The 24,439-nt window shown below is 64.5% G+C and carries 24 protein-coding genes; 10 read left to right on the forward strand and 14 right to left on the reverse strand.

Annotated elements, in window-relative coordinates; all coding sequences use genetic code 11:
• Positions 1-80: 80 nt before the first annotated feature.
• The 5 genes from P9217_RS06565 to hisS form a co-directional block, all read right to left on the reverse strand.
• On the reverse strand, positions 81-695 hold the full coding sequence (locus P9217_RS06565) for a poly-gamma-glutamate hydrolase family protein (RefSeq protein ID WP_095801071.1): 615 nt from the start codon (positions 693-695) through the stop codon (positions 81-83).
• 80 nt (positions 696-775) lie between these two features.
• Positions 776-2,542, reverse strand: a complete 1,767-nt coding sequence (locus tag P9217_RS06570; RefSeq protein ID WP_278086372.1) for an AMP-binding protein — start codon at positions 2,540-2,542, stop codon at positions 776-778.
• Between the two features lie 70 nt (positions 2,543-2,612).
• Positions 2,613-3,311: an ATP phosphoribosyltransferase gene (gene hisG / locus P9217_RS06575; RefSeq protein ID WP_278055311.1), complete on the reverse strand. Its 699-nt coding sequence runs from the start codon at positions 3,309-3,311 to the stop codon at positions 2,613-2,615.
• Complete coding sequence (locus tag P9217_RS06580) at positions 3,308-4,429, reverse strand: ATP phosphoribosyltransferase regulatory subunit (RefSeq protein WP_278055313.1); 1,122 nt, start codon at positions 4,427-4,429, stop codon at positions 3,308-3,310. Before P9217_RS06580 ends, hisG begins: the two co-directional genes overlap by 4 nt.
• Before the next feature lie 174 nt (positions 4,430-4,603).
• The gene (gene hisS / locus P9217_RS06585) at positions 4,604-6,106 is read right to left on the reverse strand and encodes a histidine--tRNA ligase (protein ID WP_127246567.1); all 1,503 of its coding nucleotides are present in this window, start codon (positions 6,104-6,106) and stop codon (positions 4,604-4,606) included.
• Positions 6,107-6,334: 228 nt separating this feature from the next.
• On the opposite strand from hisS, the gene P9217_RS06590 reads away from it, so the two are divergent.
• The gene (locus P9217_RS06590) at positions 6,335-6,571 is read left to right on the forward strand and encodes a hypothetical protein (RefSeq protein ID WP_278052814.1); all 237 of its coding nucleotides are present in this window, start codon (positions 6,335-6,337) and stop codon (positions 6,569-6,571) included.
• 125 nt (positions 6,572-6,696) lie between these two features.
• Here P9217_RS06590 and P9217_RS06595 read toward each other — a convergent pair whose 3' ends face one another.
• Positions 6,697-7,335 carry a DNA-3-methyladenine glycosylase I gene (locus tag P9217_RS06595; RefSeq protein ID WP_278055314.1) on the reverse strand — a complete coding sequence of 213 codons (639 nt, stop codon included), beginning with the start codon at positions 7,333-7,335 and terminating at the stop codon, positions 6,697-6,699.
• A 216-nt stretch (positions 7,336-7,551) separates the two neighbouring features.
• Here P9217_RS06595 and P9217_RS06600 point away from each other — a divergent pair, with 216 nt between their 5' ends.
• Entirely contained in the window at positions 7,552-8,292 is a 741-nt protein-coding gene (locus tag P9217_RS06600) for a L,D-transpeptidase (protein WP_278086371.1), read from the forward strand.
• Between the two features lie 339 nt (positions 8,293-8,631).
• Positions 8,632-9,552, forward strand: a complete 921-nt coding sequence (locus P9217_RS06605) for a bifunctional 5,10-methylenetetrahydrofolate dehydrogenase/5,10-methenyltetrahydrofolate cyclohydrolase (protein WP_095781901.1) — start codon at positions 8,632-8,634, stop codon at positions 9,550-9,552.
• Here P9217_RS06605 and glcF read toward each other — a convergent pair whose 3' ends face one another.
• The 5 genes from glcF to P9217_RS06630 all read right to left on the reverse strand — a co-directional run bounded on the left by glcF (position 9,553) and on the right by P9217_RS06630 (position 15,754).
• Positions 9,553-10,878 (reverse strand): glycolate oxidase subunit GlcF, encoded by a 1,326-nt coding sequence (glcF, locus tag P9217_RS06610; RefSeq protein WP_278086370.1) that lies wholly within the window; start codon positions 10,876-10,878, stop codon positions 9,553-9,555.
• A gap of 69 nt (positions 10,879-10,947) precedes the next feature.
• Positions 10,948-11,337, reverse strand: a complete 390-nt coding sequence (locus P9217_RS06615) for a DUF4870 domain-containing protein (protein WP_067327357.1) — start codon at positions 11,335-11,337, stop codon at positions 10,948-10,950.
• Positions 11,334-12,590: a glycolate oxidase subunit GlcE gene (gene glcE / locus P9217_RS06620; protein ID WP_278086369.1), complete on the reverse strand. Its 1,257-nt coding sequence runs from the start codon at positions 12,588-12,590 to the stop codon at positions 11,334-11,336. Before glcE ends, P9217_RS06615 begins: the two co-directional genes overlap by 4 nt.
• Positions 12,591-12,654: 64 nt before the next feature.
• Positions 12,655-14,151, reverse strand: coding sequence for an FAD-linked oxidase C-terminal domain-containing protein (locus P9217_RS06625; RefSeq protein ID WP_278086368.1), 1,497 nt, complete (start codon positions 14,149-14,151; stop codon positions 12,655-12,657).
• Between the two features lie 286 nt (positions 14,152-14,437).
• Positions 14,438-15,754, reverse strand: a complete 1,317-nt coding sequence (locus P9217_RS06630; RefSeq protein ID WP_095826933.1) for a DUF3422 family protein — start codon at positions 15,752-15,754, stop codon at positions 14,438-14,440.
• 208 nt (positions 15,755-15,962) lie between these two features.
• On the opposite strand from P9217_RS06630, the gene P9217_RS06635 reads away from it, so the two are divergent.
• From P9217_RS06635 to P9217_RS06645, 3 genes are read left to right on the forward strand one after another with little or no spacing between them, the layout of a single operon-like run.
• On the forward strand, positions 15,963-16,766 hold the full coding sequence (locus P9217_RS06635; RefSeq protein WP_278086367.1) for an FCD domain-containing protein: 804 nt from the start codon (positions 15,963-15,965) through the stop codon (positions 16,764-16,766).
• Positions 16,767-16,789: 23 nt separating this feature from the next.
• A complete protein-coding gene (locus tag P9217_RS06640) occupies positions 16,790-17,926 on the forward strand; it encodes an alpha-hydroxy acid oxidase (RefSeq protein WP_067327342.1) in 1,137 nt (378 codons plus the stop codon).
• A 59-nt stretch (positions 17,927-17,985) separates the two neighbouring features.
• Positions 17,986-18,762: a metallophosphoesterase family protein gene (locus P9217_RS06645; RefSeq protein ID WP_067327338.1), complete on the forward strand. Its 777-nt coding sequence runs from the start codon at positions 17,986-17,988 to the stop codon at positions 18,760-18,762.
• 46 nt (positions 18,763-18,808) lie between these two features.
• Here P9217_RS06645 and P9217_RS06650 read toward each other — a convergent pair whose 3' ends face one another.
• Both P9217_RS06650 and P9217_RS06655 read right to left on the reverse strand, forming a co-directional pair.
• The gene (locus tag P9217_RS06650; protein WP_275955501.1) at positions 18,809-18,940 is read right to left on the reverse strand and encodes a hypothetical protein; all 132 of its coding nucleotides are present in this window, start codon (positions 18,938-18,940) and stop codon (positions 18,809-18,811) included.
• Between the two features lie 288 nt (positions 18,941-19,228).
• Complete coding sequence (locus P9217_RS06655; RefSeq protein WP_278086366.1) at positions 19,229-19,927, reverse strand: type 1 glutamine amidotransferase; 699 nt, start codon at positions 19,925-19,927, stop codon at positions 19,229-19,231.
• Positions 19,928-20,015: 88 nt separating this feature from the next.
• Here P9217_RS06655 and P9217_RS06660 point away from each other — a divergent pair, with 88 nt between their 5' ends.
• From P9217_RS06660 to P9217_RS06675, 4 genes are all read left to right on the forward strand, one after another.
• Positions 20,016-20,663: a hypothetical protein gene (locus tag P9217_RS06660; RefSeq protein ID WP_278086365.1), complete on the forward strand. Its 648-nt coding sequence runs from the start codon at positions 20,016-20,018 to the stop codon at positions 20,661-20,663.
• Positions 20,664-20,694: 31 nt separating this feature from the next.
• Entirely contained in the window at positions 20,695-21,429 is a 735-nt protein-coding gene (locus P9217_RS06665; protein WP_095776386.1) for a 16S rRNA (uracil(1498)-N(3))-methyltransferase, read from the forward strand.
• A 105-nt stretch (positions 21,430-21,534) separates the two neighbouring features.
• Positions 21,535-22,908: a glutamate--cysteine ligase gene (locus P9217_RS06670; RefSeq protein ID WP_127240019.1), complete on the forward strand. Its 1,374-nt coding sequence runs from the start codon at positions 21,535-21,537 to the stop codon at positions 22,906-22,908.
• 100 nt (positions 22,909-23,008) lie between these two features.
• Positions 23,009-23,893 carry a DUF937 domain-containing protein gene (locus tag P9217_RS06675; protein ID WP_278086364.1) on the forward strand — a complete coding sequence of 295 codons (885 nt, stop codon included), beginning with the start codon at positions 23,009-23,011 and terminating at the stop codon, positions 23,891-23,893.
• A 164-nt stretch (positions 23,894-24,057) separates the two neighbouring features.
• Here P9217_RS06675 and P9217_RS06680 read toward each other — a convergent pair whose 3' ends face one another.
• On the reverse strand, positions 24,058-24,348 hold the full coding sequence (locus P9217_RS06680) for a DUF1127 domain-containing protein (protein ID WP_095801090.1): 291 nt from the start codon (positions 24,346-24,348) through the stop codon (positions 24,058-24,060).
• Positions 24,349-24,439: the final 91 nt, after the last annotated feature.

A 24,439-nucleotide genomic window follows, 5' to 3' on the forward strand; every position in this document is an offset into this window, starting at 1 on the left:
TGACCAACCTCAAAGCATCCGCGCCAGGACTTTACGCGTGCGTGACGTGCTCCCCCTTGCCGGTCTAGGGTGAGGCGGCTTTAGGAAACGATCGAACGGCTTCTGGCATCGACGGTGTCAATCGCCTTGCGAACCGCCGTGCAGAATTTTCGCAAAAGTTCCGGTTCGTTCCCCAGCCGCTGGCGCAGGGAGAATGGTATCTCCAGCTGCGCTCCTTTGCCGGTCAATCCGCGATTGACGATGTTCAAATCGCCGATGCCTGGAAAAATATGGTTGTCCTTTTTTGTATTGAAGCCGGCTTCCTGAAGACGTCCAACTAACTCTGTAATCAGCGCAGCATCCTTGCCGCCCAAATAGACTGTCAAGGGATCGTCCCGATCCTGGCGACCATGGATAGCAACGACAATCGACTTCGCCCGCACCAAGTCGAGCGCGGATTCCTCGTCAAAGTTATTTGACGTTATGTGCAACTCGCGATTGTTGTGCGGCATCACTCCTTCAAAGCAATACAGATCCAGATCGCTCCCTGCCACCGTCTCGGCAATCAGGGAGGTGCGGGGCTCGATCTTCCCACCGTGCGGGGCGAGGACGATCGCATTGCCGGTTCGAGCGCCACGCCGCACGACGATGCGATAGTCCACGTTTTCGATTTTGGCGGCCTTCAGCGCCGCGAAATTTGGGAACTCGTTGTCCATAATCCCATCCAAACGCGTGGTCGGCAGTTGCGCTTCGAGCGCGTTTTGCGAAGGCTGAATATTTCCGGATCAATCCCGCCTCACGCCGTCTTCTGCGCCACCAGCCCCAGTTCCTCCACCATTGCCTCGCGCATCAGGAATTTCTGCGGCTTGCCGGTCACCGTCATCGGCAGCTCGGTGCGGAAGCGGATGTAGCGCGGCACCTTGTAATGCGCGATCTGGCCGCTGCAGAAGGCCTTGATCTCCTCAGCGGTGGCGATCTGGCCGGGCTTCAGCACGATCCAGGCGCAGATCTCCTCGCCATATTTGTCGTCGGGAATGCCGAAGACCTGCACTTCCTTGATCTTGGGGTGGCGGTAGAGGAATTCCTCGACCTCGCGCGGATAGACGTTCTCGCCGCCGCGGATGACCATGTCCTTCACCCGGCCGACAATGTTGCAGTAGCCCTCCGCGTCGATCGTCGCGAGGTCGCCGGTGTGCATCCAGCCGTCCGCGTCGATCGCCTCGCGGGTCTTTTCCGCGTCGTCCCAATAGCCCTTCATCACCGAATAGCCGCGCGTGCAGAGCTCGCCCGGCTCGCCGACCGGGACGGTGGCGCCATCGGCGCCGATCGCCTTGACCTCGACATGCGGATGGATGCGGCCGACCGTGGAGACGCGCTTTTCCAGGGGGTCGTCGACGCTGCTCTGGAAGGAGACCGGACTGGTCTCGGTCATGCCATAGGCAATGGTCACTTGCGCCATATGCATCAGCGACACCACCTTCTTCATCACCTCTATCGGGCATGGCGAGCCGGCCATGATGCCGGTGCGCAGGCTGGAGAGGTCGAAGCTACGGAAATCGGCATGATCGAGCATGGCGACGAACATGGTCGGCACGCCATAAAGGCCGGTGCAACGTTCCTGCGCGACGGCCCTGAGCGTCGCGCCCGCATCAAAACCTTCGCCAGGGAAGACCATCGTGGCGCCCTTGGTGACGCAGCCCATCGTGCCCATCGACATGCCGAAACAATGATAGAGCGGCACAGGGATGCAGAGCCGGTCGTCGACGGTGAGCTTGATTGCCGAGGTGACGAAGCTGCCGTTGTTGACGATGTTCGAATGGGTGAGTGTCGCGCCCTTCGGCGCGCCCGTCGTTCCGCTGGTGAACTGAATGTTGATGGCGTCGCCGGGCTTCAGGCTTTCGGAGATGCGATCGAGGCTGTCATGCTCGTCGCGTCCGGCCATTGCCAGCACATCGCCGAAATTGAACATGCCGGGCGAGTTGTCCTCGCCCATGCGGATGACGATCTTCAGCGATGGCAGCTTCTTTGCCTCGAGCTTGCCGGGCTCGGCCTTGGCGATCTCCGGCGCCAGCGTCTCGATCATGCCGAGATAGTCGGAGGTCTTGAAGCTGACCGCCGTGACCAGCGCCTTGCAACCGACCTTGTTGAGCGCATATTCCAGCTCGCTGAGCCGGTAGGCCGGGTTGATGTTGACCAGGATCAGGCCGATGCGCGCGGTGGCGAACTGCGTCACCAGCCATTCCCAACGGTTGGGCGACCAGATGCCGACGCGATCGCCCTTCTCCAGCCCGAGCGCCAGGAAGCCGGCGGCCAGCGCGTCGACCGCATCCGACAGCTCGCTCCAGGTGAAGCGCTTGTCTTGGCCGACGAAGACGGCGGCATCGAGCGTGGCGTATCTGCTCACCGTATCGGAGAACATTTCCGGAATGGTGTTGTCGAGCAACGGCGTCGAACGGTCGCCCGAGACATGCGCCCTGCCGTCCATCGGAGCAATGAAGGTGCCATGCGTTCCGCGCCCGCGCAGATTGGTGGCGTTCATGAGCTCGTCGAGTTTGATCGCCATCGCCGTCACCTCCCGGGATGAGCCAGCCTATCAGCCTGCCGGGACGGTGGAAACCCGCCGAAGGTATGGGTTAAGCGACCAGCGCAGCCATCTTCGTGGCGATGCCACGCAACTGTGCCTCATCGGCCGCGTCGCGGACCTTCCTGGAAGCAACGAGACAGGCTTGCGACTTCAGGATTATTCCATCGCCCAGCACCTTGAGATGGTTGGCGCGCAGCGTCGAGCCGGTGGTGGTGATGTCGACGATGACGTCGGCAAGGCCGGCCGCCGGTGCGCCTTCGGTGGCGCCGAGGCTTTCGACGATGCGGTAGACCTGGATGCCGTGCTTCAGCGAAAAGAACTGCTGCGTCAGCCGCCAGTATTTGGTAGCGATCCTGAGCCGCCGGCCATGACGCTGGCGGAAATCGGCGGCGACATCGTCGAGATCGGCCATGGTATCGACGTCGAGCCAGATATCCGGCACCGCCACGACGACATCGGCATGACCGAAGCCGAGACGGGCGACGATCTCGGCGCGTGCTTCCCAGCCCGCGAGGTTTTCGCGCAGCAGATCCTCGCCGGTGATGCCGAGATCGACCGCGCCCTGGCCGATCTCGCCAGCGATCTCGGACGCGGAGAGGAAGGCCACCTCGACATTGTCGAGGCCCTCGATCCGGGCGCGGTATTTGCGGTCGTCCTGGGGCAGAGTGACCGCCAGTCCGGCCTTGGCCAGGACTTCAAGCGACTGCTCCTTGAGCCGGCCCTTGGATGGGATCGCCAGCGTGATCATCGCGTGGGCTCCCGTAATGCTTCGATGCGGTCGAGCCAGACCGAGAAGCCGACGCCCGGGATCGCCTTCTTCGCGCCGAGCAGCGTCAGCAGCCGATCGTAACGACCGCCGCCCACCAGCGGACGGTCGCCACCCTGCGCAGCAATCTCGAAGACGAGACCGGTATAGTAATCGAGCGGACGGCCGAAGGCGGCGTCATAGCGGATCTTTTCGACCGGCAGGCCATGCGCCGCGATCGCCTCGGCGCGGGCGGCGAAATTTTCGAGCGCCGCGCCAAGGGACAGGCCGGCAGCGGCGGCGAATTTTTCCAGCGCCTCAGTTGCTCCGCCCAGCGCGACGTCGATCTCGAGAAATCCTTTCAACGCCGAGAACGCCTCGTCGGACAGCCGCACGCTGCGCAGTTGCGCCTTCTCGATCAGCCGCCGCGCGATGTCGGCCGGGGCGCGGCCCGAGGAGGCCGACAGCCCGGCCTCTTCCATGCCGGCGGCGATATAAGCGGCGAGGCCGTCGGTATCGCTGTCGAGCACCAGCAAGGCCACCGGACCCGACAGCTGGCTGTTGCGCGGCGGATTGGCGAGGTCGGCAAGGGCCGCTTCCAGCATCGACGCCGAGCCGAAGGCGCGGGCGAGGCGCATGCGCCAGCCACGCGGCAGGCCGAGCGCGGCCAGCACCGCCTCGAACAAGGTCTGGTCGCCGAGCGTGATGGCGAGCGGCACGCTGGGCAGCACCAGCGAGAGCAGCGCGTGCGCGTCGGCCAGCGAGCGCGCGTCAGCGGCGGCGGTATCACGATCGCCGAGATCCTCGATGCCGGCCTGGAAGAACTCGTTGCCGCCCTCGCGGCGCTGTCGGAACACCTCGCCGAGATAGGAATAGCGCCGAGGCGTGCCGGCCTGGCTGGCGATGTGGTCAAGGCAAACCGGAATGGTGAATTCCGGTCTGAGGCACAGCGTCTTGCCGGTCTCGCTTTCGGTCAGAAAAATGCGGCGGCGCAGATCCTCGCCCGCCATGTCGAGGAACGGGTCGGCCGGCTGCAGCACGGCCACCTCGACCGCGTGGGTGTCGCGCGCGGCGAAGAGTTTTGCGACGTCGGCGGCGATGGCGGGATAGCGGGAAGTCATAAACCGCCACCTTCCCTTCTCCCCTTGTGGGAGAAGGTGGATTGGCGCGCAGCGCCAAGACGGATGAGGGGTGCTGGAAGGAATGAGACGCCGGCGCTCCCTGGAACACCCCTCATCCGACCGAGCTTCGCTCGGCCACCTTCTCCCACAAAGGGAGAAGGAGAGGTTGGCGCCCTACTTGCCACGTGCCCGCTCCTCGGCCTGCGCTGCCAGGATCTTCTTCACCTCGGAGAGCAGCTCGCTCTCCGCCACCGTCACCTGCGCCGGGCGCGCGGCGCGCCATTCCGCGTTATCGGTGATCTCGGCCGACAGGCGCGCGCCTTCGATCAGGTCCTTGATCTGCACCTCGCCCTTGACGCGCTCGTCGCCGCCCTGGATGACGGCGATCGGGCTGCCGCGACGGTCGGCATATTTCAGCTGCGCCTTCATACCGGCGCCGCCGAGATACATTTCCGAGCGAATGCCGGCGGCGCGCAGATCGGCGACCATCTTCTGGTAGCGGCCGAGGCTTTCCGTATCCTTATCCATGACCAGGACGACGACCGGCGCAATGACGTCGGAAGTGTCGAGCTTGCCGAGGTTCTTCAGCGCCGTCATTAGCCGCGAGACGCCGATCGAGAAGCCGGTCGCCGGTACCGGCTCGCCGCGGAAACGCGAGACCAGCCCGTCATAGCGGCCGCCGCCGCCGACCGAGCCGAAGCGCACGATCTGGCCGTCCTCGTTGGGGATCTCGGCCAGCAGCTCGGCCTCGAAGACCGGGCCGGTGTAATATTCGAGGCCGCGCACGACGGAGCGGTCCATCGCAATGCGGTCCTCGCCATATTCTGCAGCCCTGACCAGAGCTTCAATCGTTGCAAGTTCGCCGACGCCTTCCTGATACACAGCGTTGGCACCGACGCTGGAATCCTGGCCAGCCTGGCCGTTCCTTGCCGTTGCGAGAAGAACCGATTCGGCCTGCGCGTCGTTCAGCCCCGCGCCCTTTGCGAAATCGCCTTCGCCTTCCTTGCCGCCATCCCATCGGCCCGGGCCAAGCAGCAGCCTCACGCCTTCCGGGCCGAGCTTGTCCAGCTTGTCGATGGCGCGCAGCACCGTCAGCCTGCGCCCAGCATTCTCCTCACCGCCAAGCCCAATCGCCTCCAGCACACCGTCCAGCACCTTGCGGTTGTTGACGCGGATGACGTAGTCGCCGCGCTTGATGCCAAGCGCCTCCATCACGTCGGCCATCATCATCGCCATCTCGGCGTCGGCGGCGACGCCCGGCGTGCCGATGGTGTCGGCGTCGAACTGCATGAACTGGCGGAAGCGGCCGGGGCCCGGCTTCTCGTTGCGGAACACCCAGCCGGACCGGTAGCTGCGATAGGGTTTCGGCAGGCGGTCGTAATTCTCGGCGACGAAACGCGCCGTCGGCGCCGTCAGGTCGTAGCGCAGCGACAGCCACTGGTCGTCATCGTCCTGGAACGAGAAGACGCCTTCGTTCGGGCGGTCCTGGTCGGGCAGGAATTTGCCCAAAGCATCGGTATATTCGATCATCGGCTGGTCGACCGGCTCGAAACCGTAAAGCTCATAGACCGAGCGTATAGTCGCCATCATCTTCTCGACGGCGCGAATGTCTTCTGCGCTGCGGTCGGCAAAACCGCGCGGCAGGCGCGCTTTCGTCTTTTCCGATTTGTCGGCCATGGATGGGTCTTTTCGCTATGTGAACGCTGACTTATTTCGAGCGGGCGTGTCCTAGACGATACCGCCTTGGGCGGCAAGGGTTGGCGCCTTCCCTTCTCCTTGTGCGAGAAGGAAAGGCCGCGCCTTCGAAACAAAACGGCGCCAAGAACGAAACAATTGCGTCACCAGCGCGGCATGCTGCCGACACAATCAAGGACCATAAAGCGCGCCGAAATAAGGGTTCGGGCCATGACGACCACGGAAGACATCATTGAGAGCAAGCCGGTTCCCAAGCTCCGGCCGGCCGACAGCGCCACCCCCAAGCCGGCGCAGCAGCCCGCAGGGCCGTTCGGGGTCGTGGCAGAAGCCCACAAGCCGACGGTGCGCGACGCGCTGGTGACCGGACTGCTGGTGATCTACCCGGCCTTTGCCGCCGTGGCGGCCATCATCGCCGGGCTGTTTCTGACTAGCGCCGGTAGCCTCTGATCTTGCCCCACCCTCCAATCTGAGGACGCGTAGCGTCGGAGGCGAGAACTCGGTTTTGCGACCCGACCCGCGCCTTCGGCGCGACCTGCCCACAAGGGGGCCATAAGGGGCAGGTAGAGGTGACGCTATTTCGGTCTCTTGAACCTCTGCCGCTCGGCCTCCACCTCTGCCCGGCAGACACAGCCTTCGAGATGGTCGTTGACCAAGCCCATCGCCTGCATGAAGGCGTAGACGGTCGTCGGGCCGACGAAGCTCCAGCCGCGCTTCTTCAGGTCCTTCGAGATCCGGACCGAGACCGCCGTCGTCGGATTGGCGCGCAGATGCGCAAGGTCGACAACCGTCGGCCGCTCGTCAGGCCCCGGCTCGAACTTCCAGAACCAGGCGGCCAGCGAGCCGAATTCATCGGCCATTTCACGGGCGCGCCTAGCGTTGTTGATGGTCGAGACGATCTTGCCGCGATGGCGGATGATGCCGACATTGCCGAGCAGACGCTCGACATCCTTGTCGGTGAACGCCGCCACCCTGTCGAAGTCGAAATTGGCGAAAGCCTCGCGGAAATTCTCGCGCTTGCGCAGGATGGTCAGCCAGGAGAGACCGGACTGGAAACCTTCGAGGCAGATCTTTTCGAAGAGCCGGCGATCGTCCGCTACCGGCCGGCCCCATTCATGGTCGTGATAGTCCAGATAGTCCGGCAGATTGCCGTGCCAGAAGCAGCGCGCGATACCGTCGGGGCCATCGAGCAGGCCGGCATTTTCTTGTTCCATTGTTAGAAATCCGTCCGTTAATGCGCGCAAGCGTCGGTTTTACCGTGGCTTTACCAGATTCCTGAACCGGCCGGTAACCACACCACAAAGTTTACTGACAAGTCGGCATTTTACGCATTCCGATTCATGTTTTGCTTGCCGCTCAGCGCCAAGGATCGCCACGCCGAGGCCTTTTCCCCCTGCCTCGGACGAGTTCGACGATCAAGGTGCGTTCCGATGAAGACAGCGTTCACTTTCGTGCTCGGCGCAGCCGCGGTGCTTGCCGCCGGCGCGACGACCTCTTTCGCCAATGACCGTTATGCCGACAGGCCGCCCGTGATGGTGAGCCCCGATCTTTCAGCGCCTTGGGTGCTGCAGCTCGGCCATGCGCCAGGGATCGTGCGCCCGAGCCGCCGGGCGACCCAGCAGCCGCTGCGGCGGCTTTTCCAGGCGCAGCTCGACCAGCAGCGCACCGCAGCCGTGCGGCAGCCTGCCAAGCGCATGGTGATGCGGCCACAGATCAACCCGATCTACCTGCCTCAGGAAGTCGCCTATGACGGGCCGCAGAGGCCGGGCACGATCGTCATCGATACCCACCAGAACTTCCTTTATCTTGTCGAGAAGGACGGCAAGGCGCGCCGTTACGGTGTCGGCACCGGCAAGCCCGGTTTCGAATGGTCGGGCACGCACAAGATCACCGACAAGAAAGTGTGGCCGGACTGGCGCCCGCCGGCGGCAATGATCGCCCGCGAGGCGGCCAAGGGTCGCTACCTGCCGACCTATCTGGCCGGCGGCATCGAGAACCCGCTCGGCGCGCGCGCACTCTATCTCGGCACCACGGAATACCGCATCCACGGCACCAACCAGCCCTGGACGATCGGGGGCGCGGTGTCCTCCGGCTGCATCCGCATGCGCAACGAGGATGTGGTCGACCTTTACGAGCGCGTCAATGTCGGAACAACCGTCGAGGTGATATAATAACTGCGAATCAGCCGGTTAGGCGGCGCTGAGCAGTTTTGGCGCTTGCTGTTGCCCCCAAGCCATAGCGCGGTTTGGCGAGACATGTTTAGACTGGCATCGAGCTAACGGGGGACGGGCCGTGTGGGGATACGGTCAGTCACGAAGGGCAGCACGGGAGACCGCGCTGCCCTTTTCGTTTCGAGCCCGTCAACGGGTCGCCCCGGAAGCAGCATGTTTCGCATTCGGGGCTGATTTCCCAGCGCACCTCTGCTATTGCAGCGCACAATCTTGGTTTTACGCAATTCCGGACGGAAAACCGCCCTTCTGGAGTTGCTCCAGAAGGCAGAGGTTCCACCTATGACCCGGTCCGACGACAGCCGCTATCTCAGGGGCGGTCCGGTCGCCCAGCGCATCATCGCTTCGGTACGCGAGGAAGCGGCCATCGCCACAGCGGAAGGCTTCCCGCCGAAGCTGGTCTCGATCACCGTCGGCGACACCGACGCGGTCGACGTCTATGTGCGCAACCAGCGCGCCAAGGCCGGGCTTGCCGGCATCGGCTTCGAGGAACGGCGCTTTGCCGCCGACATCACGGCGGGCGAGCTGGAAGCCGCCATTCACGGCCTCAACGCCGATCCGCGCGTCACCGGTATCATCATCCAGCGGCCGGTGCCGGCGCATATCCCGATCAAGACGCTGCAGGCGGCGGTGCACCCGCTGAAGGACGTCGAGGGCATGCATCCGGCCTCGATCGGCAACATCGTCTACAACCAGCTCGATCTCGCGCCCTGCACGGCGGCCGCATCGGTCGAGCTTCTCAAGGAGACCGGCCTGGACCTCAAGGGGCTCGAGGTGGTGGTGGTCGGCCATTCCGAGATCGTCGGCAAGCCGATCGCCTTTCTGCTGATGAGCGAGGGGGCGACGGTGACGGTGTGCCATCACATGACGCGCTCGGTGGCGGCGCATGCGCGGCGCGCGGATGCGCTGTTCGTCGCCGTCGGCAGGCCGCGGCTGATCAAGGCCGAGATGGTGAAGCCCGGCGCCTGCGTCATCGACATCGGCATCAATTCGGAAATCGGCCCGGACGGCGAGAGCCGCATCGTCGGCGATGTCGACACCGAGAGCGTCAAGGAGGTCGCCTCCTGGATCACGCCGGTGCCGGGCGGCGTCGGCCCGCTCACGGTGGCGATCCTGCTGCGCAACACCATGGTGGCGCTCAGCCGTCAGCGCGCGCTCTACCGCGCGACCTACGGTGTGGCGGACCAGCTGGCGGCTGAGTAGCTATTCCGCGCCACCCAGGCTGTTCTCGGAAACGCCATCGGGCTTCGGGCCGCCATAGGCCCAGTCGAGCAATTTTATCGTGTGCACCACCGGCAGCTTCGCCGCGGACGCGATCTGCGTGATGCAGCCTATATTGCCGGTGGCAACGATTTCGGCGCCGGTCGCCTCGATATTTTTCACCTTGCGGTTGCGCAGCTTGGCCGAAATGTCGGGCTGCAGGATGTTGTAGGTGCCGGCCGAGCCGCAGCAGAGATGCCCCTCGCGCGGCTCGCGCACGACGAAGCCCGCCTTGGCCAAAAGCTCCTTCGGCTGACGGGTAATCTTCTGGCCGTGCTGCATCGAGCAGGCGGAATGATAGGCGACGATCGTGCCCGGCTTGCGCACCGGCTCAGGCAGGTCGAGGGCAGCGAGATATTCGGTGATATCCTTAGCCACCGCCGAGACACGAGCCGCCTTTTCCGCATAGGCCGGATCGAGACGCAGCATGAAGCCGTAATCCTTGATGGTGGTGCCGCAGCCGGACGCGGTGATGATGATGGTGTCGAGCCCGCCCTGGTCTATCGCGCGCGTCCAGGCGTCGACATTTTGCCTAGCCGACGCAAGAGCCTGAACCTCGCGGCCCATGTGGTGCACCAGCGCGCCGCAGCAGCCCTCGCCTTCCGGCACCACGACCTCGACGCCGAGCCGCGTCAGCAGCGAGACGGCCGCCTCGTTGATGGCGGGATCGAGCACCGACTGGGCGCAACCGGTGAGGATGGCGACGCGGCCGCGTTTCGTGCCCTGCCCCGCATGCACCCCGGGCGAGGCGATCGGCGATGCCGGCGGGATCGACGACGGCGCAAGCTCTAGCATGGCGGCGACCGGCTTCAGGGTCGGCAGCTTTTCCAACAGGCCGATCAATGGCCGGCCGAGCCGGGCGAGCTTCAGCGCGGCGCGGAAGCGGCCTGGATAGGGCAGCACGAAAGCCAGCATGGCGCGGATCAGCCGGTCGAGCAGCGGCCGTCTGTAGGTCTGCTCGATGTGGGCGCGGGCATGATCGACCAGATGCATGTAATTCACGCCTGACGGACATGTCGTCATGCAGGCAAGGCAGGAGAGGCAGCGGTCGATATGGGTGACGATCTCCTTATCCGCCGGCCGGCCGTTCTCCAGCATATCCTTGATGAGATAGATGCGGCCGCGCGGCGAATCCAACTCGTTGCCGAGCGTTACATAGGTCGGGCAAGTCGCGGTGCAGAAGCCGCAATGCACGCATTTGCGCAGGATCTTCTCCGATTCCGCGACATGCGGGTCAGCGAGCTGCGCGGCTGAAAAATTGGTCTGCACGAAAAATGTCCTTATCGTCTAAGCATGATCTTTTCCGCAAACCGGTTTTCACTTTGCTGGATCATGCTCTCATTGACCGAGAAGCCAGCTTTGCGGGTCCCTGATCGGCTCGCCACGCTGCAGCGCCTGCAGGCCGAGAATGCAGCGGACGATGAACCAGACGGCAACCGCAAACATCAGCAGGAAGCCGATCGCGAGCATCATCAGGACCACCGAGATCAGCGCGTAGAGAAGGCCGATCCAGAACGTCCTGATCAGGAATGTGTAGTGGCTTTCGACATAGCCGCCCGCCTTGCCGCGATTGATGTAGGCGAGCACGATTCCGATAATGCCGGTGACGCCGACGACAAGGCTGGCGAGATAGAGAATGTAGATGACCAGCGCGTTGGTCTGACCCGGCTCAAGCCAGCGATCGGTCTGGCGCGAGCCGCTGCCCGGGCCTGGATTGGCATTGCTCATGGTGCTGCTCCCTCCGTTGACAGAGAAAGAGTAGCAGAGCTGGAAGTAGGCGCCATGCGGCCGGGGTTGAGAATGTGCTTCGGGTCAAACTCGGCCTTCACCCGCGCGGAAAGCGCCGCCAGATACGGCGGTTGCGGTTCGAAAACGGGGAGCGCCGCGCGATGCGAGGCAGATGCGCGCGCCAGCGTCGCGTGGCCGCCGCCATATTTGCGAATAAGACCGCGCAGCAGTTCCGCGTCCGGGTCGTCCTCGCGCATCGAGAGCCACGCGAGACCGCCCTGCCAGTCATAAAAGGCGTCAACCGCCGCCTGCATGCGCAGCGCCATCACCATATGATGCGCCTCAGACGGCGGCATCGAGACGCGCCAGACCGGCCTTGCGGCACCATCGGCGAAGGGCGCGCAGTCGCGGATGTCGCGCCAGATCGCCTTCGACGCTTCGCCGGCAATTTCCTGCAGCGGGCCGGCCTTGCTGAGCAGGTTTCGCAATGCCTCGGTACGGTAGACGACCGAGGGGCCAAAGCCTTCGACGCGCAGCAGCGTCGCGGCATCGCTGCCGAGATGGCCGGCGGCGACGCGCGCCGCGATCCGCTCGGGCAGGTGCGCGGCGCTCGAGACCTCGGCGCTGGAGCCCAGCGCCAGCGCCATAGCCGCAACGGCAGCATCGTCGAGCAGGCCTCGAATGGCCAAAGTCACCTCGGTTTCCGCCGCCGGCAGCACCTTGAAGGTGACGTCGGTCAGCACGGCAAGCGTGCCCCAGCTCCCCGCCATCAGCTTGGAAAGGTCGTAGCCGGTGACGTTCTTGACGACCCGGCCGCCGGACTTGAAGGCTTCGCCGCGGCCGGAAACCGCCGATATGCCGAGAATGTGGTCGCGTGCCGCACCCGCCTTGAGCCGGCGCGGACCGGATAGGTTCGAAGCCAGCACGCCGCCCAGCGTTCCCTTACCCGGCTCGCCGCCGAGCAGCGGCCCGTAATCCATCGGCTCGAAGGCGAATTGCTGGCCGTTCTCGGCAAGCAGCTTTTCGACTTCGGCGAGTGGCGTGCCGGCGCGTGCCGAAAGCACCAGCTCGGCCGGCTCGTAGAGCGTGACGCCGGTGAGCGTCGACAGGTCGAGCGTATGCTCGGTCTGCAGCGGCCGGCCAATGCCGCGCTTGGAGCCATGGCCGAGGATTTCGAGCGGGCTTTCCTCCGCGGCGGCCCATTGGATGGTGGAGAGGACTTCGGCGGGGCTGGATGGGGTGAAGGTGGTCATTGCAATCTCCGGTTCCTCCCCCCGCGAAGCGGGGGCGAGGAACCCAGATTCTGAGACGTTCCCATCAAAACCTCGGAATGTCCGGAAACGCCACCTGGCCCCGATGCACGTGCATGCGGCCGAGCTCGGCGCAGCGGCGGAGCTGCGGGAAGACCTTGCCGGGGTTGAGCAGATGGCTGGGATCGAAGGCGCATTTGACGCGCATTTGCTGCTCGAGATCGGTCTGGCTGAACATTTCGGGCATCAGATCGCGCTTCTCGACGCCGACGCCATGCTCGCCGGTGAGCACGCCGCCGACCTCGACACACAGCCGCAATATGTCGGCGCCGAAACTCTCGGCCTTGTCGAGCTCCCCCGGCACGTTGGCGTCGTAGAGGATCAGCGGGTGCAAATTGCCGTCTCCGGCGTGGAAGACATTGGCGACCCCCAACCCGTATTTTTCGGAGAGATCGCGCATGCCGGCGAGCACCCTCGGCAGCTCCTTGCGCGGGATGGTGCCGTCCATGCAGTAATAGTCGGGCGAGATGCGGCCGACGGCCGGGAAGGCCGCCTTGCGTCCGGCCCAGAAGCTCAGCCGCTCCTGCTCCGACTGCGATATCCGGCAGGTGGTCGAGCCATTGCGGTAAGCGATCGCCTCTACGAGACCGATCAGATGATCGACCTCGACGCTCGGCCCGTCGAGCTCGACGATCAGCAGCGCCTCGACATCGAGCGGATAGCCGGCATGGACGAAATCCTCGGCCGCGTGGATCGCCGGGCGATCCATCATCTCCATGCCGCCCGGGATGATGCCGGCGCCGATGATGTCGGCGACGCATTGGCCGCCCTGCTCGCTGGTCGGAAAGCCGATCAACAGCGCGCGTGCCGTCTCCGGCTTCTTCAGGATGCGCACCGTCACCTCGGTGACGACGCCGAGCAGGCCTTCCGAACCGGTCATGACGCCGAGCAGGTCATAGCCTTCCTGATCGAGATGGCTGCCGCCGAGCCGCACCACCTCGCCATTCATCAGCACCATCTGGATGCCCAGCACATTGTTGGCGGTAAGCCCGTATTTCAGGCAATGCACGCCGCCGGAATTTTCCGCGACATTGCCGCCGATCGAGCAGGCGATCTGGGAGGATGGATCGGGGGCGTAGTAAAAGCCCTCCTGCTCGACGGCGGTGGTGATGCCGAGATTGGTGACGCCCGGCTGGGCGACGACGACACGGTTCGGATAGTCGATCGCGAGGATGCGGTTGAAGCGGCTCATCACCAGAAGCACGGCATCCTCGAGCGGCAGCGCGCCGCCCGACAGCGACGTGCCGGAACCGCGGGGCACGACGCGGATGTTGCGCTCGTTACAATATTTCAGCACGCGGGAGACCTGCGCCACTGTCTCGGGCAGCACGACCACCAGCGGCAGTTGGCGGTAGGCGGTCAGGCCGTCGCTCTCGAAGGCGCGCATCTCGGTGGCCGTGTCGACAACGCCCTCGCCCGGCACGATGATGCGCATGTCGGCGACGATCTCGGCGCGCTTGCGCAGCGTCCCGGCATCTGGCTTGGGCATGGCAAGGCCGGACATCGAAGCCTCCTCCACTCGACTGGTCAAAATCTTTTACCAGCCGGGAGCATTCCTTGCAAACGCTGCTTTGGTCGAAATCGGATGGCGAACGACGGCCGAGCTTTCGCAGCGGCAATCTGCCGCTGGCTTCTGCCCGCTTGAGGGACCCTCGAGGGGAGATGGCCGCGAAGCGGTCAGGGGTTCGCCTCACGTAACCGCCGGCTCGTCTGGCGTCGAGGAAGATCCTGGAGCTTCTCGCGCCGCGGCCCTCTGTTGTCTTCGGGAAATCTCCCGGTCGAGGGGAAGTTTACTCGCCCGGATGCTTGGCCGGCTCGGAGTGCATCTTGCGCACGCGGCGCACGCCCCACCAGACGAGCAGGATGGCGACCGGCACCGAAGCCGCGGTGACGACTTCCGGCGGGAAGGCATGGCCGAAGCTCGACGCGCCTTTGGCGACATAGCCGATGAGGCCGACGACATAATAAGAGACGGCAGCGACGGAGAGACCTTCGACCGTCTGCTGCAGGCGCAACTGCAGCCTGGCGCGATTGTTCATCGAGGCCAGCAGGTCGCGGTTCTGCTTCTCGACGTCGACATCGACCCAGGTGCGCAGCAACGTGGTGGCGCGAGTGAGTTTTCGCGAGAGGTTCGCCTGGCGCTCCTCCACCGAGCGACAGGTTCGCATCGCCGGCGCCATGCGCCGCTGCAGGAAGCCTGCCCAGGTGTCGTAGCCCTGTACCGACTCCTCATCCAGCGCCTCCAGGCGCTCGCTGACGATGCCGTCATAGGCGCGGCTGGCGCCGAAACGGTAGAGGCTGGATGCCGCATCGGCCTCCAATTCGGCGGCAAGTTCGGTGAGGTCGGCGAGCAAGGTCTGGCTATCGCGGGTCTCGACCGCCTTCATTTCAAGCGTCGTCTGCGCCAGCCGGTCCTCGATGCGGCGGGCGCGACCAGACAGCGTCAGCGCCAGCGGCAGGCCAAGCATGGCGAGCGTCCGGTAGGTCTCGATGTCGATCAGCCGTTGCGACAAGGCGCCGGTGCTGGCCGGCGTCAGGCCGCGGTCGAGCACCAGCATGCGGGTCAGCCCGTCACCATCCTGGCGAAAGTCCGTGACGATGGCCGCCGCACCGCGCTCGACCAGCGAATAGCAGAGGCTGGTCGGGTCGAAGCCGGCGATCAGCTTCTCGCTCGCCTGCGTCCATTTGCGGATTTCGAGCCGGATGCCGGAAATCACCGTTCCCGGCGGCGAGAAGCCGTTGCCGAAGGGCGAATCCTCCTGGCCCCGGCTGCTTTCGGCCAGCGGCCCTTCCCAGAGATAGGTCGAGAACTCCGTATGCCGTTCCCAGCGCAAGGTGCCCTTGCCCCATTTCATGGCATGGTGGCGGGCATGGCGTTCGGGCGCTGCGATGCCCAAGCGCCGCGACAGGTCCGACAGCACGGCAAGGTCGACGGCCGAGCCGCCTTCGGTCATGAAGGAGAGTTGGATGAGCACGCGCGGCTTCTCGACCAGCGGGTGCGGACGAGCATGGACCTCGCCTAGCGCGCCGGGGCGACCCTCATGGGCCGGAAAGCCCATGACGCTGCCCTGGGCACGCGGCTGGAATTCGAGATTGGCGTCCGACACGGCTGGTCCCCCTGGTTTCGACCCTTCGTGCAATCGCGTTGTCTTGCGGCAATCGGCAGGGGCCGTAAACAGCAAATTTCAGTTGCAGCCGATTCACAAAGCCGCCGGGGAGTCGACCTGATTCGGCGAATTGGATAAATAATTTGACCAGTTGGCGACGGAGGCTTAGATCTGCGCGACATCCATTCCGTTTCCAGGCGCGCTTCCATTGAGCGATATCTTCTCCAGGATCGAGCATTCGCGCACCGCCGACGAGGTGGTGCAGCAGATCGAGAGCCTGATCCTCGAGGGCGTGCTGCGCACCGGCGACCGGCTGCCGGGCGAGCGCGAGCTGGCGCGTCAGTTCGACGTGTCGCGGCCGATCCTGCGCGACGCGCTGAAGGCGCTGGAAGGACGCGGGCTGCTGACCACCAGACCGGGCGGCGGCACGCATGTCGCCGACGTCATCGGCCAGCTTTTCACCAAGCCGGTGACCGATCTGATCTCGATGCACCGCAAGGCGGTGACCGACTATTTGGAATACCGGCGCGAGGTCGAGGCAATCGCGGCCGAATACGCGGCGCGGCGAGCGACGCCCGAGGATCTGGCGCTGCTCGACCGCATCATGGCGCGCATGGACGAGGCGCACCGTACCGGCGACTTCGACGACGAGGCGGAAATCGACGTCGAATTCCACCACGCGGTCTGCGAATGCGCGCACAACATCATCCTCCTGCACACGCTGCGCTCCTGCTACCGGCTGCTCTCCGAGGGCGTGTTCCAGAACCGGTTGCTGGTCTTCACCGTGCCCGGCGCGCGCGAGGCGTTGCTTGAGCAGCACCGGGCAATCCACGCCGCGATCAAGTCGGCGGATCCTGCCGCCGCCCGCAAGGCGGCGATGGACCACATTACCTATGTCGAGCGCTCCATGGCTGAGGCCGAGCGCAGCGGCGACTGGCAGCGCGTGTCACGGCTGAGGCTCAGGCAGCGCTCGGAAGCCGGCGACATCGAACCGACACGCAAACGCTCCTAAGCACTGATCACGCGGGGACTACCATGAGCGACATCCTCACCATCGCCGACCTCAAGGACATGGCGCGCCGCAAGGTGCCGAAGATGTTCTTCGACTATGCCGATTCCGGCGCCTGGACGGAGAGCACCTACCGCGCCAACGAGGAGGACTTCGGCAAGATAAAATTCCGCCAGCGCGTGCTGGTCGACATGAGCAACCGCTCGCTGGAATCGACCATGATCGGTGAGAAGGTGGCGATGCCGGTGGCTTTGGCACCGACCGGGCTGACCGGCATGCAGCATGCCGACGGCGAGATGCTCGCGGCGCAGGCGGCTGAGGAATTCGGCGTGCCGTTCACGCTCTCGACCATGAGCATCTGTTCGATCGAGGACGTCGCCTCGGTGACCAAGAAGCCGTTCTGGTTCCAACTGTACGTGCTGCGCGACAAGGATTTCGTCGTCAATCTCATCGACCGCGCTAAGGCGGCGAAATGCTCGGCGCTGGTGCTGACGCTTGACCTGCAGATCCTCGGTCAGCGTCACAAGGACGTGCGCAACGGGCTGTCGGCACCGCCCAAGATGACGCTCGCCAACATTATCGATCTCGCCCTCAAGCCGCGCTGGTGCCTGGGGATAGCGGGCACGCCGCGCCGCACCTTCCGCAACATCGTCGGCCACGCCAAGGGTGTCGGCGACGTTTCTTCGCTGTCGTCCTGGACGACGGAGCAGTTCGACCCGCAGCTGTCCTGGAAGGATGTCGCCTGGATCAAGGAGCGCTGGGGCGGCAAGCTGATCCTGAAGGGCATCCTCGACAAGGAGGATGCGTTGATGGCGGCCGAGACGGGAGCCGACGCGATCATCGTGTCCAATCATGGCGGGCGGCAGCTCGACGGCGCCGCCTCCTCGATCTCAGTGCTGGAAGAGATCGCCGACGCTGTCGGCGATCGGATCGAGGTGCATATGGATGGCGGCATTCGCTCGGGTCAGGACGTGCTCAAGGCGCTCTGCCTCGGCGCCAGGGGCACCTATATCGGCCGGCCGTTCCTTTACGGACTCGGCGCGATGGGCAAGGCGGGCGTCACCAAGGCGCTGGAGATCATCCGCAAGGAGATGGACATCACGCTGGCGCTGTGCGGTAAGCGTCTGGTAACCGACATGGGCAAGGACCAGCTGCGGCGCTAGGGGCTTATTCACCGATCCGCCCTAGTTTCCCGTGATGACAGACACGGGAAGACGTCGCCTTGACTGAAGCCGGCATCCACTATCTCGACGCGCGCGGGCCGAAAGGCATACGCATCTATGCCATCGGCGACGTGCATGGCCGTCATGACCTGCTCGCCGCCATGCACAGCCGGATAGCAAGCGATCTGGAGTACGGACCAAAGTCCGATTGGCGCATCATCCATCTCGGCGATTATGTCGACCGCGGACCGGACTCGAGGAACGTCATCGAATTCCTAATCGAGGCGCGGAGCCGTGATCCCCGCAACATCATGCTTGCCGGCAACCATGACATCGGCATGCTCGATTTCCTTGCCAAACCCGATCCGGAGGGTCTGTTCATGCGCTATGGCGGCGTCCAGACGGCGGCGTCATACGGGGTGAAGCTCTCGACCGGCAGCAGCTGGTTCGGCAGGTCGGACGAGGCGCTGGCGCACGGACACGCGGCCTTGGTCGAAGCAGTGCCGCAAGCCCATGTCGACTTCCTGCGCTCGCTGTCTTTTTCAGCGTGCTTCGGCGACTTCTTCTTCTGCCATGCCGGCATCCGGCCGGGGGTGCCGCTCGAAAGCCAGAACGAGCAGGACCTGATCTGGATTCGCGACGTCTTCCACAATTACCCGGGGCTGTATCCCAAAGTGATCGTGCACGGGCATACGCCGGTGCCGGACGTCGAGGTGATGGCCAACCGCGTCAATCTCGACACGCTCGCCTGGCAGGCGGGAACGCTCAGCGCACTTGCCGTCGACGGCGCTGAAAAGCGCATTCTGACGGTCGAGGGAATGGCGTTCTGGCCATGACCCCAAGTGTGGGATCAGCTTTCCCTTTGTCGGGAAGGATCAGGCTCTAGCGAAGCGCGGCGGTGACGCCGTAGCCGTCGACGGCCTGGTGATTGTTTGCAGCGTCGGCAGAATAAATGCCGAGGCCGCACACGACGATGGCAGACAGCATTACAAAGGACAAAAGCGCTGCTTTCACGGACGTCATCTCTGGTTGAGCTTTCTGCATCTGTGCACGAGGCGGTTACCAATGCGTTGAAACGATAAAATGCGTCTCAATGTTTCGACGATTTCGCGCTTCTAAGCAGATTCTGTATCGCCGGTGTGTCGCTTGGATCACACAACAGGTTCATCGCGGTTGCACGGACGATACAGAGGGCGCCCTCTTAGGCGGGCGGCCGGACACAAACCAAGAATGAAGTGCGTTTTCCCCAGGCGGAACTGCCGCCGCGTGCCAATTATGTCACGCTCCGCGGCGGTGCGACGGTCAGATCGTCGCCACCCAGGCACGCGCGATCGCGAGCCCTGCGGCGTCGGCGTGCGGTCCGTTGCTAGCCATCTCGTAGTCGAGCCTGCCGGTCCAGTCGGGATGGCGCTCGGCGATCAGCGCCGCGAAGGAGGTGCTCCAGTCGCGCACCAGCGGGCGATCCGCCTCGAAATGGAACTGGAAGCCATAGACGGCGCGGCCAATACGAAAAGCCTGGTTCGCCGCGACATCATTGCCCGCAAGCCGCACGGCCTTCTCGGGTAGGTCGAACGTATCGTCGTGCCATTGGAAAGTCGGGAACTTTTCCGGCAAGGTGCCGAGAACAGGGTCGTGCTTGGCTTCGGCCGTCAGCGACACCCCGCACCAGCCGAATTCAACCGCACCGCCGATGTGGTTGTCGGCGCCAAAGGCGCGGGCGACGAGCTGGCCGCCGAGGCAGATGCCAAGCACCGATCGGTCCTTGCCGGCGAAATCGCGCGTCAATTCGAGCAAGGCGGGAAAATAGGGATAGTCGTCGTCGGCCAGCGCATTCTGCCCCCCGCCAAGAACCACCATGGCATCGTGACCGTTCGCGTCCCGGGGCAGCGGATCGCCTTGGTAGGGGCGGCGCAAGTCAAGCTTGGCGCCAGCCTCCGCGAGAGCGGCGCCGACTTGGCCAAGGCCGGTATTGTCGTAGTTCTGGACCACCAGCACCCGCATCCGCGAATCCCTGCTGACATGAAAATGACGGTGGGAGCGATATCATGCCGCCTCAGTTTCAGCCAAGCCGCGCGCCGGAGAGAAAGCTATGCCACTGCAGAACCGGGTCGATCCGTTCGGCGCCATCCATGCCGTGCCCGAGCGCGGCCTCTTCACCGGCAATCGCGGTATCATCCATGACCCCGAGACAAAGACGCTTCTGAGGAAGCGTTGGGCGCTGCCGGCCTGGATCATCTGCGTCTGCCAATTCCGCGGCGTGGGACGCGAGCCGATGGGCCGCAATCGGCCTGGAGGAAAGGCCGGCTGGACCGAGCTGTTCTTTCTCGACGAGGTGACGGCGCTCGCGGCCGGTCACCGGCCCTGCTTCTACTGCCGGCGCGACCAAGCGAGAGATTTCGTGCGGCGCTTCGGAAAGGTCTTCGGCATTGCCGAACCGCGCGCGCCGATGGTCGACAAGCGGCTGCACAAGGAGCGGCTGGCCTCCGGCGGGCGTCCGCCGACCGTCTCATCGGACGAACTCGCCGGTTTGCCGGATGGAGCAGTCGTGGCCGAGGGTGAGACCGCCTACGCGCTCCGCGCCGGCAAGGCGCTCGAATGGTCCTTCGCAGGCTATGCCGAGCCCTTCTTGTTCAATCGCCTCGCCGGGCGATCGCTGCGACTGCTCACGCCTGCCACAAGTGTTTCGGTGCTGAGACATGGTTACGCGCCGGTCTGGCATGCGTCCGCCGATACTTGACGACAACCCGCGCCTCGCCCATTGCTCGGCCATGCGCGCCAACTACAAAATGCAGCGGCTGTTCGTGCCGGACGATCTCGGACCGGGCTTCGAATTCGATGCTGGACAGCAGCAGAGCCACTATCTCGCGCATGTGATGCGGCTCGGCGAAGGCGCGGAGGTCCTGCTCTTCAACGGCCGCGACGGCGAGTGGTCGGCTTCGATCGCCGCCAAGACCAAGAAAGCCGTGCGGCTCAAGGTGCTTACCCTGCAGCGGCCGCAGCCGCCGCTGCCCGATCTTGTCTATTGCTTCGCCCCGCTGAAGCAGGGCCGGCTCGACTATCTGGTGCAGAAAGCGGTCGAAATGGGCGCCGGCATCCTGCAACCGGTCATCACTCAGCACACACAAGTGGCCAAGCCTGGCATTGATCGGCTGCGCGCCAATGTCGTCGAAGCGGCCGAGCAATGCGGCATCCTGGCGGTGCCAAAGGTGTGCGAAGCAGAGAAGCTGGAGCGGCTGCTCGGCGGCTGGGACAAGGAACGGCGGCTGATCTTCTGCGACGAGGATGCCTCGACCAACAATCCACTGCCAGCCTTGCAGAAGGTAAGCGAGAAGAAACTCGCGCTGCTGGTGGGGCCGGAGGGCGGCTTTTCCGATGACGAGCGCAGGATGCTGCGGGCGCTGCCCTTCGTCAGCGCCATTCCGCTCGGGCCGCGCATCCTGCGCGCCGACACGGCGGCGGTCGCGGCGCTCGCGGTGATGCAGGCGACGATCGGCGACTGGTGATCAAATCCAGTTGAGGCGTGGCTCAGGATTTTTCGCTTGATCGGCTACTGACATTTCGTCCATCTAGCGCCCGGCGGCTAGCTGACGGCTGCGGAGGGCTTTCTTATGGCGCGCGACACAACCGATATCCAGCCCATCGAAGGCATCGACGAACTCGTCGGCTATCTGGCGGCGGGCAACAAGCCGCGCGACAAATGGCGGATCGGCACCGAGCACGAGAAGTTTCCCTTCTATGTCGATGGCAACGCGCCGGTGCCCTATGGCGGCGAGCGCGGCATCCGCGCCATCCTGGAAGGCATGCAGGAAAAGCTCGGCTGGGATCCGATCATGGATGCCGGCCGCATCATCGGCCTGGTCGAGCCGACCGGCCAGGGCGCGATCTCGCTGGAGCCGGGCGGGCAGTTCGAGCTCTCCGGCGCGCCGCTGGAGACGATCCACCAGATCTGCCGCGAGGGCAACGCGCATCTGGCGCAGGTGCGCGAGATCGCCGAGCCGCTCGGCATCCGCTTCCTCGGCCTCGGCGGCAGCCCAAAATGGTCGCTTGCCGAAACGCCGAAAATGCCGAAGTCGCGCTACGAGATCATGACTCGCTACATGCCCAAGGTCGGCTCCAAGGGCCTCGACATGATGTATCGCACCTGCACGATCCAGGTGAATCTCGACTTCGAAAGCGAATTTGACATGCGCCGCAAGATGCAGGTGTCGCTGAAGCTGCAGCCGCTGTCGACGGCGCTGTTCGCCAATTCGCCCTTCACCGAGAGCCGGCCGAACGGGCTGCAGAGCTGGCGCGGCGACATTTGGCGCGACACCGACAACCAGCGCTCCGGCATGCTCGAATTCTGCTTCGCGCCGGATTTCGGGTTTGCCGACTATGTCGAATGGGCGCTCGACGTGCCGATGTATTTCGTCATCCGCGACGGGCAGTATCACGACATGACGCGCTACACCTTCCGCCAGTTCATGGCGGGTGCCGCGCGCACGCAAGTGCCCGACGGCCTGCCGACGATGGGCGACTGGGCGAACCACCTCTCCACCCTCTTCCCCGATGTGCGGCTGAAGCGCTTCCTCGAGATGCGGGGCGCCGACGGCGGACCGTGGCGGCGCATCTGCGCGCTGCCGGCTTTCTGGGTCGGCCTGCTCTATGACGAGCAGGCACTCGACGCCGCGGAGACGCTGACCTCGAGCTGGACCTACGAAGAAGCGCTGGCGATGCGCAACGCCGTGCCGGAGCACGGGATTTCGGCGCCATTCCGCAACGCCACCTTGCGCGAGGTTGCCCGCGACGTGCTGGCCATCGCCCGCACGGGTCTGAAGAACCGCGCCAAGAAGAACCGCGACGGCTATGACGAGACCTCGTTCCTCAACACGCTCGACGAGGTCGTGGCGCGCGGCACCACCAGCGCCGAGGAGATGCTTTCGGCATATCACACGCGCTGGGGCGGCTCGATCGAGCCGGTGTTCATGGAATATGCCTACTGACCGTTCGCCGGCCACCTGAGCCGTGGCTCGGCAAAAGCTGCTTCAATCGGTGATGGAAACGCAATAGGCTCCTCCGTGAGGATATTGCGGAGGAGATCTCATGCCTTCCCTGTTCGATATTTTTTTGCAAGCCCAGAACGGCGCCGGCATGCAGGCGCTGGCCCAGCAGTTTGGCCTTTCGATGCAGCAGGCGCAGGCCGCGGTGCAGGCGCTGCTGCCGGCCTTCTCACAGGGGCTTCAGCGCAACACCGCCGATCCCTATGGAATGGGTGCTTTCATGACGGCGATGGCGAGCGGCCAGCACGCCAAGTATTTCGAGGACGCAACCCGGGCCTTCACGCCGCAAGGCATCGATGAAGGCAACGGCATTCTCGGCCATCTGTTCGGCTCGAAGGACCTGTCACGCGCTGTCGCGGCCCAGGCCGCGCAGGCGACCGGCCTTAGCCAGCAGGTGCTGCAGCAGATGCTGCCGGCGATGGCGTCGATGATGATGGGCGGATTGTTCAAGCAGACCAACAGCCAGATGCGGGCCGCCGGCGGCTTCGGTGGCGGCGGCAATCCTTTCGGCGAGATCATCAAGGAGATGATGCGGCAGGCGGGAGGCGGCGCACAGGCCCCGCAGCCGGCGCCAAATCCCTATGGCGACAATCCGCTCGGCAAGGTGCTGCAAGACATGTTCGGCGGCGGCGCCCAACAGCCGCAAAGCCAACCGCAGCAGGCGCCGAACCCTTACGGCGACAATCCGCTGGGCAAGATGTTCGAGGAAATGCTGCGGCAAGGCGGCGGTTTCGGCACGCCAGACGGACAGCAGGCGCCGCAGCAATCCCAGCCGCAGCCGCAAACCAATCCGAGCGGCCGGCCGAGAAATCCATTCGACGACATCTTCGGCAGGATGTTCGAGACCGGCGCGCAGCAGCGCGACGAATATCAGAAGGGCATGGAGACGATCTTCGACCAGTTCAAGCGCGGGATGGTCCGACGATAGGGCGCTCAACTCAAAAGAAAAATGCCCGGTCCTGGAGGGGAACCGGGCAATGTGCAGGCAGGCCGGCGGGGAACCGGCAGGGAGTGTGGGAGCCTGCATGAAACTTGGTCGCGCCGAGCCCTCGAAAGGTTCAGCGCGAGCGCAAACGCAGCCGGCGAAGCCGCTCAGGCGACCTTGCGGGCGAGGTCCTCGATCATATCGACGCGCTCTTCTGCGATTGCGCGCAGCTTCACCGTCGGATCGCGGCCGAAAGGCACGCTGACGGCGACGTGGAGGTCGGCGCGGGTCAGGCCGATGTCGGCAAGCTCGGCATCCGACATCTCGCCAAGGCGATAAAAGGCGCGGCGGTTTTTCCAGGCGCGGAAGGCATCGGCGACCGCATTGAGCACGCGGGTCGCAACGGCCGGACGCGTGGTGATGCGCGGGGTCTCGGAGGCGAATTCGATCGTGGTCATGTCAGTCTCTCCTTTGGAGTCGAGCGGACGAAACCATGCAATCGGCGCCTGGGAAGAGCGCCGTTGCGGTCTCGATACATTCAAAGTGACG

Source organism: Mesorhizobium sp. WSM4989 (assembly GCF_029625795.1).
Taxonomy (GTDB): Bacteria; Pseudomonadota; Alphaproteobacteria; order Rhizobiales; family Rhizobiaceae; genus Mesorhizobium.